This is a genomic window from Vibrio maritimus, from assembly GCF_021441885.1.
Classification (GTDB): domain Bacteria; phylum Pseudomonadota; class Gammaproteobacteria; order Enterobacterales; family Vibrionaceae; genus Vibrio; species Vibrio maritimus_B.
In genome coordinates this window covers 2643617-2660496 of the sequence record NZ_CP090438.1, presented here as the reverse complement: position 1 = coordinate 2660496, position 16880 = coordinate 2643617, and the positions used below count along the sequence as shown (strand labels likewise).

The following is a 16880-nucleotide window of genomic DNA, read 5'->3' as shown; positions in this document are numbered from 1 at the left end:
GTTATGGAACAACCCGTCGTTTTTGCCAGAAAAGGCCGCAAGAAGCGCGATCCATTGCAGCATGGTGGTTGGAAAGTTGCCATGGCGGACCTAATGATATCTTTGATGTGCCTGTTTTTGGTGTTGTGGATTTTGCAGGTAGTAGATGTCGAAGATCAGGAAAAACTGCTTAATTACTTTGCTTACGGCAATGACCCGATTCAGCATCACGGCACCACGCAAACGGGGGGTAACTCTGTCAATCCATTGCCTCTTCCTTCGGTCGCCACCTCGCACTACGACGCCGAGTTACATCGAATCAACGACACATCAGTATTATCCGGCGAGTTCAACAGTCAACAAGAGCTCGAAGTGTTAGCAGAGCGCGTGAAACAAGAGCTTGCTGGCATAGATGCGTTAGGCAGCGTAGCCGTTTTAATTACCCCTCAAGGACTTAAGTTGGTTATCGCAGACTCTGAGAAGGGGCCTATGTTCTATCGTGGCGGCGCGAAAGTGACCCCCTTTTATCAAGACCTATTGCTAAGTTTGGCGCGTCTGCTTGCCAATATTGAGAATAAGATGATCATCACAGGTCATACCGACGCCAGTCGTTTTAAAGGAGGACGCACGACCAACTGGGAACTATCTAGTAATCGAGCCAATAGTGCACGTTACTACCTAGATAAAGGAGGCTTGCATGAGAGACATATCTTTCAGGTCTCAGGTATGAGCGATACCGCACCGATTGATCTAGAGAACCCTGATTCAGGTATAAATAGGCGCATCGAGTTGTATATCCTGACGGCAGAGACACTCCGTCAGCTCAACGAGGTGTACAAGGACCTGACTGCCTTTAGTTTGGATGAAGCTAAGCCGCCTTTAGATGAGCGTGAGCTTACGAGTCTAGTAGATAAATCCAAACAAAAAGCGATACAAGAGGCCGCTCGAAATCAGCCAACAACTCCGTTCGAGGTGATGAAACGATATGACTGAACTCGCTTTCCCTGCTGCCAATATGCGTAAATGCCTTGCTTGGTTGATAGTCGTTGATTATCTATTAATAGGGTTCTACGTCTATTTGGTCACGAGTTTGGTATATTTTGATGTTTTTATGATTGGCATCCTCATAGCTGTTTACAATCTGCTTATGGTCACTTTTGTCGTTCATCAACCGCCCGGTTTCTTAACCCTCTCTCGCGACAAGCACTTAGTGCTACCCATATGCTTTGCAACCTTCTTAGGTTCCGTTATCGTCGTTTTGACCGTCTTTTGGTGAAAAAACTTGGCTCAATTTCAAAGAATAGTGCGATATGTGTTGTAAAAACACCCATTTCGTCCTACATTGTAATCGTAGTGTAATAAAAAGGAGATATTGCCTATGCATCAAGAAATGATTCAACCTACCAACCTTGGCGTTATTAGTCGCACTTGCCTTTTCTCTCTAGGTACAGTGATCGCAGTTCTAGCGATGCTCTAATAACAGTACTTCTTAGGGGACAGCCCAAACGCTTCGATTCAATGCATTTTTTGCAATTAACAATCTTCGCAAATGGGCGTTCCTCTAGGCAAAACCTCAAAGTCCTAAATTTCAAAATCTTTCGCAATACCCACACTTTTCGTTTCTTTTTTAAATTTTCCTAACCTCTATACTCATATCAACTGTCTTTGTGCTCACGTAATGAGACTGATATGCCGCTGCTCGATCAAATCACCATCACTCACCGCTATGCGACGTTACCTGCTGGCTTTTATCAGTTCGTGGCGCCAACACCACTAGACAATCTGAGATGGGTGAGCTGGAATCAACCGTTGGCTGAACAGTTTGGATTCAGTCATGGCGCACCTGAATCTGTATATTTACTTGATGCGCTCTCTGGCACTGTCTCTCATGACGCGTTTAAGCCGTTAGCGATGAAATACGCAGGGCACCAGTTTGGTATCTACAATCCGGATTTGGGTGATGGTCGGGGGCTACTTCTGGGTGAGTTGGTGTCGTTGGAAGGTGTTGTGTTCGATCTTCACCTAAAGGGAGCAGGACAAACACCATACTCTCGCATGGGAGATGGGCGTGCAGTGCTGCGTTCGACGATCCGCGAGTACCTTTGCAGCGAAGCGATGGCAGGACTGGGCGTACCGACAACACGTGCACTGGGCATGATGGTGAGCGATACTCCTGTGTATCGAGAGAGAGTTGAGCAGGGGGCCTTGTTATTGCGCCTTGCAGAGTCACACGTTAGGTTCGGGCATTTTGAGCATTTCTTTTATACCGAGCAGTATGACCAGCTCAAACAGTTGGCAGATAGGGTCATCGAGTGGCATTTCCCTGACTGTGAAAACTCCAAAAAACCTTATCTAACCATGTTTGAAAACATCGTGCAGCTTACCGCTGACATGATTGCGCATTGGCAGACTAAAGGGTTTGCTCATGGTGTGATGAATACCGACAACATGTCGATTCTCGGTCAGACGTTTGATTATGGACCGTTTGGCTTTTTGGACGATTATGAGCCGGGGTATATCTGCAATCATTCCGATTACCAAGGGCGTTATGCGTTTAATAATCAGCCCTCGATTGCGCTTTGGAATTTGACCGCGCTAGCGCAGGCGTTAACACCCCTTATCGAACGTGTCGACTTGGACTCAAGCCTTGAGAAATTTACTCCGCGACTTCAGAGCCAATACAGTGCTCAGATGCGCGCTAAGTTTGGCTTGTTCACTAAACAGCCTGAAGATGGTGCTTTTTTTAGTGAGAGTTTCGATTTGATGGAAACGGCCAAAGTCGACTATACCCGTTTCTTCAGAGTACTGTCTTGTCTCGATTCTGATGGCACGTCTTCGCTTGTTGACTTATTCGATGATCGAAAGCTCGTTGACCGAAATAAAGCGGTGATGTGGCTGAACCAGTATTTGCAGCGCTGCGAAAAAGAGAAACTGTCCACGTCTGAGCGCTGCGAAAAAATGCGCGAGGTGAACCCTAAGTACATACTGAGAAATTATTTGGCGCAACAAGCTATTGAACTTGCAGAGCAAGGGGATTTTTCGTTGGTCCATACGCTCTCTGATGTGCTCAAAGCCCCTTTTGATGAACAGCCAGAATACGACTATCTCGCCAAGTTACCACCCGACTGGGGCAAAAAGATGGCAATCAGTTGCTCGTCCTAGTGGGTGACAAATGCTCATTTGGTCATTTCCATGTCATTTTTGTGACCTCACGCAGAGCTAAGTAGCAAAATTTATAAACGAATCAATAATAACTCCCCGTCAAAACCCTTACACTGTAGGGATCGCAGTGCAGACTTAAGGGAACATAATGCAGGCTAAGACGCACATTCTAGTGGTTGATGATGACGAAGAAATCCGCCTATTGCTCGAAGAGTACTTAACTAAGGCAGGCTTTGAAGTGTCGGGTGCCGAAGATGGCGTGGAGATGGAGCTATTCATCAAAGCTAGGGGATACCCAGATCTTATTCTGCTTGATGTGATGTTGCCAGGTGACGATGGGTTTACCCTTTGTCAGCGTGTTAGGCGAGATTCTCAAGTACCTATTATCATGTTGACTGCGGTGTCTGATGAAACCGATCAAATCATTGGCCTAGAGATAGGGGCCGATGACTATATCGCTAAGCCATTCAGCCCAAGACAGTTAATGGCTCGCATTAAGGCACTATTGCGCCGTGCGCATATCCATGAAGATAAACACGATGATACGCCACCTCGCACCATCGATTTTGGCGACTGGCATTTAGATACGATTGCACACCGTATGACGAATAAGGTTAATGGACGCAGTCATGACTTGTCTGGAAGTGACTTTGCGCTGTTGATGCTGTTTTTGTCGCGTCCGAATGAAATTCTTGATAGGGATACGATTTCATTTGCCACTCGAGGTCGCGAAGCGCTGCCTTATGAGCGAGGAATCGATGTTCAGTTGAGTCGAATTCGCAACAGACTGGGCACCAGTAAAACGTATCCTCACTACATTAAAACCATGCGTGGTAACGGCTACATTCTTTCTGTGCCGGTCGAATACGGTCAATAATTCATGTCTAGAACGCGCTGGTTCAAGCGTTTGAGCCCGAACTCCTTGGTAGCCCGCACGCTACTACTGACTTTACTGGCGGTTTTTTGCTCTCAGGGTGTTCTTACTGCAATTTGGTATCAGAAAACCAAGCAGGATGAACTCTCTGGTATTCGTGATACCTCAGCCAGTATGGCAACCATGTTTGCCTCCACGGTGACCTTTTTTCAAAGGTTGCCGATTAAGTACCGACATATCGTTTTAGACCAAATTCGCAATATGGGGGGAACGCGCTTCTTCGTCTCCTTCAACAGTGAAGAGCTGATTGTCGACCCGATTCCTGACACGCCGCTCAAGCTAGCGTCGATGCAATCTGTCACTCGGGTTTTAAAAGAGAAGTTGCCAACGATTGAAGCGGTGAAGGTCGATTTCTCGAAGGCTGAAAACTTAAGACTACTTAAGAACGATATCTTTCTCAATGACTTGCCAAGATCATGGGCTCACCATACGTTGACCCTAGGGCCTCTTGACCCACCGATTCTCGTGGTCCAGCTCAAGCTCAAAGAGGGAGAATGGATTTACGTGGCGGCGCTATTACCGTCGCCTTACATGCAGCTAGATGACCGTATTTTCTCTCAGGACCAATTGGTCTTTTTGGTGATCTTTACCTCGCTATTGTTGGTGTTAACTTTCTTGCTGGTTCGTGCTCAGGTTAAGCCTTTAAGGCGGCTTGCTAAAGCCGCGAATGAGATGAGCATGGACATTGACCAGTCTCCACTCAAAGAGGAGGGGGCGACAGAGCTCGTCACCGCGACGCGAGCATTTAATCGCATGCAAACCCGGATTCGAAAGTATGTGTCTGATAGAGAGCATTTATTTTCTTCCATCTCTCACGACTTAAAAACACCTATTACTCGATTACGGCTACGCGCTGAGCTGCTTGACGATGATGCGAAACGTGACAAGTTCAACCAAGATCTCGATGATCTAGAAATGATGGTTAAAGGTGCGTTGCAGTGTGTTCGAGATACGGATTTGCATGAAAACAACGACTTTGTTGACCTCAATGAGATGATTCGAAACCTCTCTGAAACTTACAATCAAGTGCACACGCAAGTGAGCTTTACGGCGTTACCGATGGAGCCTGTGGTGCTTAAACCATTGGCCATTAAACGTGTGCTGACCAACCTTATCGATAATGCCGTCAAGTATGGCAAGCATGCGTTTGTATCCATCGAAGAGAACTCGACATGGATCATTGTCACAATTCTAGACAAAGGTAACGGCATTCCAGAATCTCAATTGGAAGCGGTTTTTGAGCCTTATACTCGCCTTGCAAATGATAAAGATGGCCATGGTTTAGGCTTAGGGATCTGCCGCAGTATCTTGCACGGCCTGGGCGGAGACCTTGTGCTACAAAATGCCGAGCAAGGTGGTTTGGAAGTGAAGATCTATATTCCGCCTAATTTAGAGGCTTAGTGATAGATTTCACAATGTAACACCCCCGTTACCTTGCGTTAACAGTTTGTTGCAGTGAGTGTTGCTGGTTTTTTCTACACTGTGTATCGAACAGGGGCAAGAATGGCCTTTTGTCTAATCCAATACATGGAAGATAACAATGAAAATGAATAAAACCCTACTGACTCTATCCCTCGCTGCAGCCACACTACCTTCACTGTCTAGTGCAGGTGAAGTGGAAGTCCTTCACTGGTGGACCTCTGGTGGTGAGGCGAAATCCGTACAAGAACTGAAAGCGATGCTAGAAGAGCAAGGTCACTCATGGAAAGACTTTGCGGTAGCAGGCGGTGGCGGTGAAAGTGCGATGACAGTACTTAAGACGCGCGCTGTATCAGGTAACCCACCTTCAGCGGCTCAAATTAAAGGTCACGACATTCAAGAATGGGGCGGACTTGGCTTTTTGACTAACCTAGATGACGTTGCACAGTCAGGTGGATGGGATGCTAGTGTCCCTAGCATGGTCACAGACGTCATGAAGTTTAATGGTGAGTATGTTGCGGTACCCGTCAACGTACACCGTGTTAACTGGCTTTGGGCGAACCCAGAAGTATTGAAAAAAGCGGGCGTAGAAGTGCCAAAGACTTTGGATGATTTCTTCGCTGCAGCAGAAAAAATCAAAGCAGCAGGTTTTATCCCTCTCGCTCACGGTGGTCAGCCATGGCAAGACGCAACCGTATTTGAAGCGATTGCTCTCGATGTACTTGGTTCAGATGACTATCGCAAAGCGTTTGTTGACCTAGATATGGACACGCTATCTGGTGATAAGATGGTAGAAGTGTTCACCAAGTTCCAAAAAGTCCATGACTACATTGATGCGAACTCGCCAGGTCGTGACTGGAACGTTGCCACTTCTATGGTTATCAATGGTGAAGCGGCGATGCAAATCATGGGTGACTGGGCCAAAGGTGAATTTACCGCAGCAGGTAAGGTTCCGGGTAAAGACTATATCTGTGCACCAGCGCCTGGTACAGATGGACAGTTCACACACAACGTAGATAGCTTCGCTTTCTTTGAAATCAAAGATGAAACTAACGTCGCTGCGCAAAAAGCACTGGCAGCAACCATCTTGGATAAGAAGTTCCAAGAAGTATTCAACCTCAACAAGGGCTCAATCCCAGTTCGTACCGATATGGACATGAGCGCGTTTGACCAATGTGCACTGGACTCAATGGCGAGCTTCAAAGCGACAGCGAAAACGGGCGACCTAGTGCCAAGTATGGCGCACGGCATGTCGACCACTAGTTATGCGCAAGGCGCTATCTATGACGTGGTCACTAACTTCTTTAATGATCCAAACGCGGATCCAAAAGAAGCGGCACAGAAACTGGCGAAAGCTGTCAAAGCGGCTATCTAGTCACTTCCTCCTAAATCAAGCGTTATAGCTGACTCTCTCCCTGTAAAAGGGAGAGAGCGGTGCCTTGCACCCTTAACGCTTGCTCAATTCCGAAAGCAGTTATTAGTAAGGAAAGGTTATGGAGCAGGCTTTGAATGCACAAGACTCAAATAAGCAGTCCGCGCCAAAACTCAGCTTAGTAGATCGCCTTCAACATTGGCTACCTAAGATTGTCATGGCACCGACCATGCTCGTCACTGTAGTGTGTATCTACGGGTTTATTTTTTGGACCGCGGCGGTCTCAATGACCAACTCGCGTTTTCTTCCGTCGTTTAATTTTGTCGGCTTTGCTCAATATGAGAAGTTGATGGACAACGACCGATGGATCACCTCAATCACTAACCTCGGCATCTTCGGGGTGCTGTTTATGCTTATTGCGATTGTCCTTGGTGTAGGGCTGGCAATATTGCTCGATCAGAATATCCGCCAAGAGGGCGCGATACGTACGATTTATCTTTATCCTATGGCGCTCTCTTTCATCGTGACAGGTACGGCATGGAAATGGATCCTAAACCCAGGTCTGGGCATCGAAAAGCTGATGCAGGACTGGGGATTCGAAAACTTTAAGTTTGACTGGCTGGTGAACTCCGATATGGCGGTCTATACGCTCGTGATAGCCGCAGTGTGGCAGTCATCAGGCTTTGTGATGGCGATGTTCTTAGCAGGTCTTCGCGGCATTGATTCGTCGATCATTAAGGCGGCGCAAATTGATGGGGCAAGCTTGCCAACCATCTATTGGAAAATCATTTTGCCTTGTCTTCGCCCTGTGTTCTTTAGTGCAGTCATTATAACTTCGCATATCGCCATCAAGAGTTTTGATTTGGTGACAGCAATGACAGCAGGTGGCCCCGGGTACTCTTCGGACTTACCAGCTCTATTTATGTACGCTCACTCATTTACTCGTGGGCAGATCGGGCTAGGTGCGGCCAGTGCGATGATGATGCTGGCAGGGATATTGGCAATTTTGGTTCCGTACTTGTATTCAGAGCTTAGGGAGAAGAAATCATGAATACGTCGATGAATCTCTCTAGACTCTTTATCTACTCGGCGCTGACCTTCTTCTGCTTGGTATACCTAATGCCGCTGTTTGTCATGGTCATCACCTCATTCAAAACACTGCCTGACATTAAAGCGGGTAACTTGATGTCACTACCGACTGATTGGGTGTTTGATGCATGGAGCAAAGCTTGGAGCAGTGCGTGTACTGGAGTGAAATGTGAAGGGGTAAAGAGTTACTTTTGGAACTCATTCCAGATGGTTATCCCTGCGGTGGCCATTTCAACCTTGTTGGGTGCCTTCAACGGTTATGTGATCACCAAGTGGAAGTTTCGAGGCTCTGATTTGTTTTTCAGCTTGCTGTTGTTCGGGTGCTTTATTCCATTCCAAGTAATCCTGCTACCGATGGCGGCACTACTAGGCAAGCTTGGTCTCGCAAACACGACCGCAGGTTTGGTGGCGGTACACGTTATCTATGGTATGGCGTTTACAACTCTGTTCTTCCGTAACTTCTACATTGCGGTGCCAGATGAACTCGTCAAAGCAGCCAAATTGGATGGTGCAGGCTTTTTCACCATCTTCTTTAAAATTCTGCTGCCTCTCTCAACACCTATCATCATGGTGACAGTGATTTGGCAGTTCACCTCAATTTGGAATGACTTCTTATTCGGGGTCGTCTATTCAGGCTCTGAGACGCAGCCGATAACGGTAGCGCTCAACAACTTGGTCAACACGAGTACTGGTGTTAAAGAGTACAACGTTGACATGGCGGCGGCGATCATCGCTGCATTGCCAACGCTGGTGGTCTATGTACTGGCAGGGAAGTATTTTGTTCGCGGTCTCACTGCGGGTTCAGTAAAAGGATAATCAACATGGCAACTTTAGAACTTAAACAGATCCGTAAAACTTATCGCAATGCGGACAATGAAACCCTAAAAGGTATTGATATCAGTATCGACTCAGGTGAGTTCCTTATCCTTGTGGGACCATCGGGCTGCGGTAAATCGACCTTGATGAACACCATTGCAGGCCTTGAGGATATCAGCGCAGGTGAGATTGTGATTGATGGTCGCGATGTCGCTCAAGTGCAGCCGAAAGATCGCGATATTGCTATGGTGTTTCAATCCTATGCTCTTTACCCAAATATGACAGTGCGTGGCAATATCGCCTTTGGGTTAAAGATCCGCAAGATGCCTCAGGAGCAAATCGATGCGGAAGTAAACCGCGTTGCTGAGATGCTTCAAATCGACCACCTTCTCGATCGCAAACCATCGCAGCTTTCGGGTGGTCAGAGACAAAGGGTGGCGATGGGCCGAGCGCTAGCACGCCGTCCTAAGCTGTACTTGTTCGATGAGCCGCTGTCTAACCTAGATGCGAAACTGCGTGTTGAGATGCGTCATCAGATCAAACGCCTCCATCAGCAGCTCAACACCACGATTGTCTATGTAACGCATGATCAAATCGAAGCGATGACGCTCGCAGATCGCATCGCAGTTATGAAGGATGGTGAGTTGCAGCAGTTAGGCACGCCAAAAGAGATCTATAACGAGCCAAACAATATGTTTGTCGCAGGCTTTATGGGCTCTCCGTCAATGAACTTCATTAAGACTCGTGTTGATTTAGATGAGAACGACAAGCCGATTATTCGTGTGGTCTCTGGCGACAATCAGCAGCACGTTGTCGCACTGCCTGACTCATTACGTCCACAAGACGGCAATGAGATTGTGATTGGTCTGCGTCCTGAACACATCACGGAAAAGCTCGAAGAAGAGACGGCCGTTGCGACTCAAGTCAGCCTTAAATTGGAAGTGCTTGAGCCAACAGGCCCTGATGTGATTGCTATGGTTAAGGTCAATGAACAAGAGGTGGCGTGTCGCTTATCTCCTGAGTTTGATGCCTCTGTAGGGCAGGTGGCACCACTTTATTTTGATATGTCTAAGGCGGTGTTTTTTGATGCTGGGACCGAGGAGAGGTTATTAGTGTAGGGATGTGAGGTATTACTGCTTCGCATTTTGAGAGCTGATCCCTCAGAGCCGGGGGAGCTAGAGTGGGTCAGCTCTTTTTTTAATACTTGGTCATTTCCCACCAATTCCTCAAATCCCAATGTGTCATTTTCCACCCATTGTCATACGACAGAAGCGTTCGTTCATTGCTAGATATGACCTATAGTATTGAAAAATATAAGTTATCTAACCTTGGCATCCTTATTGCTCCTTTAATGCCCATCAGTACCCATAGATGGGACTGCATTAATCCAAAGGAGAATAATAATGTTAAAGCCTCTATCCCTACTGTCTGTCTCTGCTCTTGCGCTTGTTAGCTTCAACGCTGCCGCGAACTGTGACCCTGGTGAAATTGTTATTAAGTTCAGTCATGTCACTAATACGGACAAACACCCGAAAGGCATCGCAGCGTCAATGCTCGAAGAGCGCGTGAATACTGAAATGAACGGTAAAGCGTGTATGCAGGTATTCCCTAACTCAACACTGTACGATGACAACAAAGTTCTCGAAGCCCTTTTGAACGGTGATGTTCAACTTGCCGCTCCTTCACTTTCTAAATTCGAGAAGTTTACTAAGAAATACCGCATCTTTGATTTGCCATTCTTGTTTGAAAATGTGGAAGCGGTGGATCGTTTCCAAAATTCAGAGTCGGGTGAAAAGCTGAAAAATGCGATGAAGCGTCGTGGCCTGCAAGGACTAGCGTTTTGGCACAATGGTATGAAGCAGATGTCGGCGAACAAGCCACTCTTAGTACCGGGTGATGCAAAAGATCTGAAGTTCCGTGTTCAAGCATCAGACGTACTGGTTGCACAGTTTGAGCAGCTAGGTGCTAACCCTCAGAAGATGTCGTTCAAAGAGGTGTATGGCGGTCTGCAAACTAAGGTTATCGATGGTCAGGAGAACACTTGGTCAAACATCTACGGTAAGAAATTCTTCGAAGTTCAGGATGGTGTGACAGAAACCAACCACGGCATCCTTGATTACCTCGTCGTGACTTCTCGTGAGTTCTGGGATGGCATGCCAGAAGATACGCGTGACCAGTTTGCTTTGATTCTCAAAGAAGTTACTGAGACTCGTAATGCTGAGTCGACCAAAGTAAACCTAGCAAACAAAAATAACATCGTAGAGTCTGGTGGTGTGGTGCGTACTCTGACTCCAGAGCAGCGCCAGCAATGGGTAGAAGCACTTCAACCAGTGTGGAAGAAGTTTGAGAAGGACATCGGCTCTGATCTCATCGAAGCAGCACTGGCGTCTAACCAACAATAATTATTAAGCAGTTCATGACCTCACGAAAGTGAGGTCATCTTCCCTGTCCCAATTATTACAAAAGCGATGTATCACATGGAACAGTCTCTTATCTCTCTTATTGGCAAGGTTACCGACGCCTTTGAAGAAACGCTGATTGCGTTCTTTTTAGGTGCGATGACACTGTTAACATTTGCCAATGTTATCTCTCGTTATGTCTTTAACGACAATATTTTATGGGCACTCGAACTTACCGTTTTCATGTTTGCCTGGATGGTGCTCGTCGGCGCTTCTTATGGTGTAAAGAAACACTTTCATATCGGTGTTGATGTCGTGATCAATATGGTTTCGGAAAACAACCGTAAGCTCTTCGCCATTCTCTCTGTTTTAGCCTGTCTGACGTTTTCAGTCCTGTTGCTTATCGGTTCATGGAACTACTGGTATCCGTTTGTCACCGACAGAGCTTGGTATGAAACCGACGATATTCCTATGCCTGAAATGCTCCAGTTTCTAGCGGACTGGCTCAATGAGGGTGAGCGTTACGAAAAAATGCCGCGATTTATTCCTTACATGGCGCTGCCTATTGGTATGGCTCTCCTGACTTTCCGGTTTGCTCAGGCGGCCTATCAAATCTTTACTGGAAAGCTGGATCGCTTAATTGCAGGCCATGAAGCTGAGGAGGATTTGGAAGCATTGAAAGCGGAGATGCAAGACAACGCATTCGATAACGTTAAGGACAAGGATAAATAAGCATGGATATTCTATTACTCTTCCTTATGGTGATAGGCTTTATGCTTATCGGGGTGCCGATTGCGGTGTCTCTTGGCCTATCAAGTATTCTGTTTTTGTTGATGCACTCTGATGCCTCACTGGCCTCGGTTGCTCAAACTCTATTTAATGCTTTTGCTGGGCACTACACACTGCTTGCGATTCCATTCTTTATTTTGGCATCCAGTTTCATGTCGACAGGTGGTGTGGCGAAGCGAATTATCCGTTTTGCGATTGCCATGGTTGGCTGGTTCCGAGGTGGATTGGCGATGGCATCGGTGGTGGCTTGTATGATGTTTGCTGCTCTGTCTGGCTCGTCGCCAGCGACGGTGGTCGCCATCGGTAGTATCGTTATCGCAGGTATGATTAAGAACGGTTATACCAAAGAGTTTGCCGCTGGCGTTATCTGTAATGCAGGGACGTTAGGCATTCTTATTCCGCCATCGATCGTTATGGTGGTCTATGCGGCAGCAACTGACGTTTCGGTAGGTCGTATGTTCCTTGGTGGTGTCATTCCCGGCTTGCTTGCTGGGTTGATGCTGATGATTGCCATTTATATTGCTGCCAAAGTAAAAGGTCTTCCAAAGCAGCCATTTGTAGGCTGGAAAGAGGTCTTCGATTCTGCTCGTGAAGCAAGTTGGGGTTTGCTGCTGGTGGTGATTATCCTTGGAGGGATCTATGGCGGGGTATTTACGCCAACAGAAGCGGCAGCGGTAGCAGCGGTTTACTCGTTCTTGATCGCTAACTTCATCTATAAGGATATGGGGCCGTTTGCCGACAAGGAAAACAAGAAACCGGCTCTAATCAAAGTCTTTGAGACGTTTGTGCACAAAGATACCAAGCACACACTGTTTGAAGCAGGCAAGCTCACTATTATGCTGCTGTTTATTATTGCAAACGCATTGATTCTCAAGCATGTCCTGACTGAAGAGCGTATCCCTCAGATGATCACTGAATCGATGCTTTCTGCGGGTTTGGGACCGATCACCTTCCTAATAGTGGTTAACGTGTTGCTGCTAATCGGTGGTCAGTTTATGGAGCCGTCTGGTCTACTTATCATTGTCGCGCCGTTGGTTTTCCCAATTGCGATTGCGCTTGGGATTGATCCGATTCACCTCGGCATCATGATGGTAGTAAACATGGAGATAGGTATGATTACGCCGCCCGTTGGGCTTAACCTGTTTGTGACGGCTGGTGTCGCTAAGATGTCGATGATGGGTGTGGTCAAAGCTGCTCTGCCATGGGTGGGTGTGATGTTCTTATTCTTGATCATCGTGACTTATGTACCTTGGGTGTCGACTTGGCTGCCAACGACCTTGATGGGACCAGAAATTATTACCAAGTAACAAAAAAAGAGGAGGTCGTTAGACCTCCTCATCAATATGTTTCCCATGTTGTGCCCTCGGGTCGGGCTGGAAGCGTCTTTCGTAGAATACGCGCTTCGCTTTTTGTTTGCGTCTGTCCCCAACTTCAACACGCTGCTCAACGTAAAAAATACCATCAATCTCAACAGTGTCTGAAATGAAGGGCACCTTGGTTTTTTCGCCCATCAGATCTCTCCCTCTTTCCAAAGTTGTTATGCAACATTGTGTTTACATTTATAAGTCTAGGAGATCTCAATCACAGTTCTAGTTTATTTTAGGGATTACTTTTGTAGGATTCCTTAATAAGCTGATATTTCTGCATTTTATCGTAGAGAGTTTTTCTCGGGACATTGAGTTTTTCCATGGTTTCTTTGATGCTGCCGTTGGTTTCAATCAGAGCCTGTTCAATGACATTTTTCTCAAATAGCCCTACCTGCTCTGCAAGGGTTTGCCCCGTGTCTTTCGAGTCGTGAGCGTGATCGCCCGCTTGAATCTTACCCAGCAAAACAAAACGCTCGGCGCAGTTTCGTAGCTCCCTCACATTGCCCGGCCAATCATGGCTAATTAGCTGACTTAATTCCTGTGGGCTAAGCGCATTTGCAGTCTTTCCATAGCGAGAAGCGGCCACTAGCTGAAAGTGGTGAAATAGGGCGGCGATATCGTCTTTACGCTCTCTTAATGGTGGGAGATCCAGCGTGACAATGTTGAGTCGGTAATAGAGGTCTTGTCTAAAATCGCCTTCTAGTGACGCTTGGTTTAGGTCGGTCTTGGTTGCCGCAATGACGCGAATATCAAGAGGGATTAGCGTATTCGAACCCACACGCTCGATTGAACGCTCTTGCAGGACGCGTAGCAGACGGATCTGAGCTTGCATCGGCATGGACTCTATCTCATCGAGAAACAGAGTGCCCCCTTGAGCGTGCTCAAATTTACCTACGCGGGTTGTTTCTGCGCCAGTAAATGCCCCTTTTTCATGGCCATACAGCTCACTTTCGATAAGGTTCTCAGGAACCGCGCCGCAGTTCACAGCGACAAAATTGGCGTCTTTTCGAGTGCTTTGTTCGTGAAGTGAACGTGCTACTAACTCTTTACCCGTACCCGTTTCTCCAAACAGAAGTATATCGGCGTGAGTATCCGCAACCGCAGAGATGGTTTCTCGCAGGTTTTGAATCACGGCCGTGTCGCCAATTATTCTTGGCCCCAGCGTTTGACTCGCTTTTAAAGAGCGTTTCAACTGCTCGTTTTCTAAGGTTAGCTGGCGCTTTTCGATGGCACGTTCGGTGATTTCGATAAGGCGCTCTGCCGAGAAAGGTTTTTCAATAAAGTCGTAAGCGCCATCTTGAATGGCCTGAACCGCCATAGAGATATCGCCATGCCCGGTAATGAGGATCACCGGGATTCCCGCATAGTGGTGGCTGATTGTGTTGAGCAGATCTAACCCAGATAAACCTGGTAATCGGATATCTGAAATAATGGCGAGTGGTGTCTCTTGTTTGAGACAGAGGAGCGCATCTTCGACATTGGCAAAGAATTTGGCATCGATATCGGCAAGCTCGAAACTTTGTTCCAAGGCGATTCGAATATCGGATTCATCATCTATAAAAAAAACTTGGCTCATACAGGCTTCCTTGTGGGCGTCAGTGCTGAGTCGGTTATCGGTAGTTCGACACTAAAGCGAGCGCCCCCTAAAGAGGATTGAGTGACATGGATTTTTCCATGCAGGTTTTGAATGATTTGCTGAGAGATAGAGAGCCCTAACCCCAGGCCGTTTTCCTTCGTGGTGTAGAAAGGCTCAAACAGACTCTCCTCTGAGTAATTCTGAAGTCCAGGACCGGAATCATCGACGTGGATAGTAACCGCCTGATTTGTTGTTTCTACACTGAGATTTAACTGCTTTTGAGGGCTGTTTTCCATCGCTTGCATCGCGTTGGTCATTAGGTTTATAAGCACCTGCTCAAGCTGAATAGGGTTAATGACAACGAGAATATCCTGCTGATCGATGACACAATCTAGCTTAACTTGGTGGCTCTTAAGCTGAGGTTGTATGAGCTCAATGGTTGAGAACAGTACCGGTGCCAATTTGACTTCGCTTAGCTCATTTGCGTCGCTTCGTCTGGCAAAAGATTTGAGCTGTTGGCTAATTTTCGCCATTCGCTCAGTCAGGGCGACGATACGATTTAGGTTGTCTTTGGCACGATCCACCTTGTGTTTATCGATAAAACGTTGCCCGTTTTCTGCAAAGCTTCTTATTGCAGCGAGAGGGTTGTTCAACTCGTGACTGATACTGGCTGACATCTGTCCTAACACCGCGAGTTTTGCTGCTTGAATAAGTTCATCTTGTGCTTGGCGCAGTGCTTTCTCTGTTTTAACGCGTTCATCAATCTCCACATGTAATTCCGCGGTTCTTTCCATGACGAGAAACTCAAGCTTCTGCTTGGCTTCTGCTTGTAGCTGCTCGATTTGTCGATGGCGATAGCGGCGGTTTTCTACCAGCGCGACGACGAGATAGAAGGAAATAAACACCAGCGCTATGACGCTAATAAAGCTGAAGAGGTCAATATAGAGCGCGGATAGCGGCGTTAGCACGCGAAGTATTAGGTTCGGGATGCCGGAGTCACGCTGGGTAGCCAAATACTGTTTGGTAAAAATATTCCCTTTTGGGTCAGTGAGCAGTGCAGATGAAGCAAGCAAGTCACCTTGAAAGCCGAGGCTTTTGATGTCGGTTTGCAGGTACTGTCGAGAGTCACGTATGGATGTCAGTGTTTCAGAGTCAATATCGGAGAGACTGGTAAAAAGCCAATCGGTATCACTCGACATGAAAACGATCTGATTGTTATCGGTGGCGACATAAATGCTGTTATCACTTTGCCAGCTGCGCTCGATTGACGAGAGATCCATTTTAACCACAACCACGCCTATGTGGTCAGCGGCATAGGTCACAGGGAACGAGTAGTAGTAACCTCTTTGTCCAGATGTCGAGCCTAGTGCAAAGTAAGCACTCTGTTTACCCTCAATTGCATTTTGAAAGTAGGGTCGGAACGCAAAATTTTTGCCGACAAACGAATGGGGAAGATTCCAGTTACTCGAGGCGATCGTATTGCCATAGCGATCCAATAGATAAGTATCAGAGGCAAGGATGATGGTATTGGCTTGTTGAAGATAGCGATTGGTCACTTCAATCTGCGCGGAGTTGTTAGGCGCTTGCAGAGCGTCGACTAACTCTTTGTCTTGCGACAGTAGCTGAGGAATATGGCGATATTTATCAAGCTTGCTATCTATGGTCTCGACAAAGCGGTTGAGCCAGTTTTGGTGTTGCAATTGCATCGCTTCAAAGCTGTGACGCCAATACCAGTGACCGGCTGTCGCAGAGATAAAAACAAACAGTGCAATAAAGCTCACTAAAATCCGTTTTAATCGCATGACAGCACCTCTACAGCTCGATATCTATAGGTTAACGAATATAAGGAAATTGTGGCGAAAAAGTTATAAGAACTGAGAGGTGGAAGACCAGCAAAACAGGAGCAAGATCTCTTTTTTCGTCTTTCACCAAAAAAAGACCTTCAATCTCTTGAAAAAGTCGATATTGTCCCCATTTC

General features: G+C 46.8%; 14 protein-coding genes. 11 read left to right on the top strand and 3 right to left on the bottom strand.

The window, feature by feature from the left end; genetic code table 11:
• The first annotated feature begins 3 nt into the window (after window positions 1-3).
• The 11 genes from LY387_RS12025 (at window position 4) to LY387_RS11975 (ending at window position 13266) form a co-directional block, all read left to right on the top strand.
• Window positions 4-972, top strand: a complete 969-nt coding sequence (locus LY387_RS12025) for an OmpA family protein (RefSeq protein WP_234494298.1) — start codon at window positions 4-6, stop codon at window positions 970-972.
• Between the two features lie 696 nt (window positions 973-1668).
• Window positions 1669-3141 (top strand): protein adenylyltransferase SelO, encoded by a 1473-nt coding sequence (locus LY387_RS12020; RefSeq protein WP_234494297.1) that lies wholly within the window; start codon window positions 1669-1671, stop codon window positions 3139-3141.
• Between the two features lie 148 nt (window positions 3142-3289).
• A complete protein-coding gene (locus tag LY387_RS12015; RefSeq protein ID WP_234494296.1) occupies window positions 3290-4018 on the top strand; it encodes a response regulator in 729 nt (242 codons plus the stop codon).
• A 3-nt stretch (window positions 4019-4021) separates the two neighbouring features.
• The gene (locus LY387_RS12010; RefSeq protein WP_234494295.1) at window positions 4022-5476 is read left to right on the top strand and encodes an ATP-binding protein; all 1455 of its coding nucleotides are present in this window, start codon (window positions 4022-4024) and stop codon (window positions 5474-5476) included.
• 139 nt (window positions 5477-5615) lie between these two features.
• Window positions 5616-6869, top strand: coding sequence for an ABC transporter substrate-binding protein (locus LY387_RS12005; protein ID WP_234494294.1), 1254 nt, complete (start codon window positions 5616-5618; stop codon window positions 6867-6869).
• 118 nt (window positions 6870-6987) lie between these two features.
• Complete coding sequence (locus LY387_RS12000) at window positions 6988-7917, top strand: carbohydrate ABC transporter permease (protein WP_234494293.1); 930 nt, start codon at window positions 6988-6990, stop codon at window positions 7915-7917.
• Window positions 7914-8771 carry a carbohydrate ABC transporter permease gene (locus LY387_RS11995; RefSeq protein ID WP_234494292.1) on the top strand — a complete coding sequence of 286 codons (858 nt, stop codon included), beginning with the start codon at window positions 7914-7916 and terminating at the stop codon, window positions 8769-8771. The genes LY387_RS12000 and LY387_RS11995 overlap by 4 nt, the downstream gene beginning before the upstream one ends.
• Before the next feature lie 5 nt (window positions 8772-8776).
• Window positions 8777-9889, top strand: coding sequence for an ABC transporter ATP-binding protein (locus tag LY387_RS11990; RefSeq protein WP_234494291.1), 1113 nt, complete (start codon window positions 8777-8779; stop codon window positions 9887-9889).
• A 285-nt stretch (window positions 9890-10174) separates the two neighbouring features.
• Entirely contained in the window at window positions 10175-11173 is a 999-nt protein-coding gene (locus tag LY387_RS11985) for a DctP family TRAP transporter solute-binding subunit (protein WP_234494290.1), read from the top strand.
• Between the two features lie 75 nt (window positions 11174-11248).
• A complete protein-coding gene (locus LY387_RS11980) occupies window positions 11249-11902 on the top strand; it encodes a TRAP transporter small permease (RefSeq protein ID WP_234494289.1) in 654 nt (217 codons plus the stop codon).
• A gap of 2 nt (window positions 11903-11904) precedes the next feature.
• Window positions 11905-13266, top strand: a complete 1362-nt coding sequence (locus LY387_RS11975) for a TRAP transporter large permease (RefSeq protein WP_234494288.1) — start codon at window positions 11905-11907, stop codon at window positions 13264-13266.
• Between the two features lie 18 nt (window positions 13267-13284).
• Here LY387_RS11975 and LY387_RS11970 read toward each other — a convergent pair whose 3' ends face one another.
• From LY387_RS11970 to LY387_RS11960, 3 genes are all read right to left on the bottom strand, one after another.
• On the bottom strand, window positions 13285-13470 hold the full coding sequence (locus LY387_RS11970) for a hypothetical protein (RefSeq protein ID WP_234494287.1): 186 nt from the start codon (window positions 13468-13470) through the stop codon (window positions 13285-13287).
• A gap of 88 nt (window positions 13471-13558) precedes the next feature.
• Entirely contained in the window at window positions 13559-14902 is a 1344-nt protein-coding gene (locus tag LY387_RS11965; protein ID WP_234494286.1) for a sigma-54-dependent transcriptional regulator, read from the bottom strand.
• Window positions 14899-16704 (bottom strand): sensor histidine kinase, encoded by a 1806-nt coding sequence (locus LY387_RS11960; protein ID WP_234494285.1) that lies wholly within the window; start codon window positions 16702-16704, stop codon window positions 14899-14901. The genes LY387_RS11965 and LY387_RS11960 overlap by 4 nt, the downstream gene beginning before the upstream one ends.
• Window positions 16705-16880 lie beyond the last annotated feature (176 nt).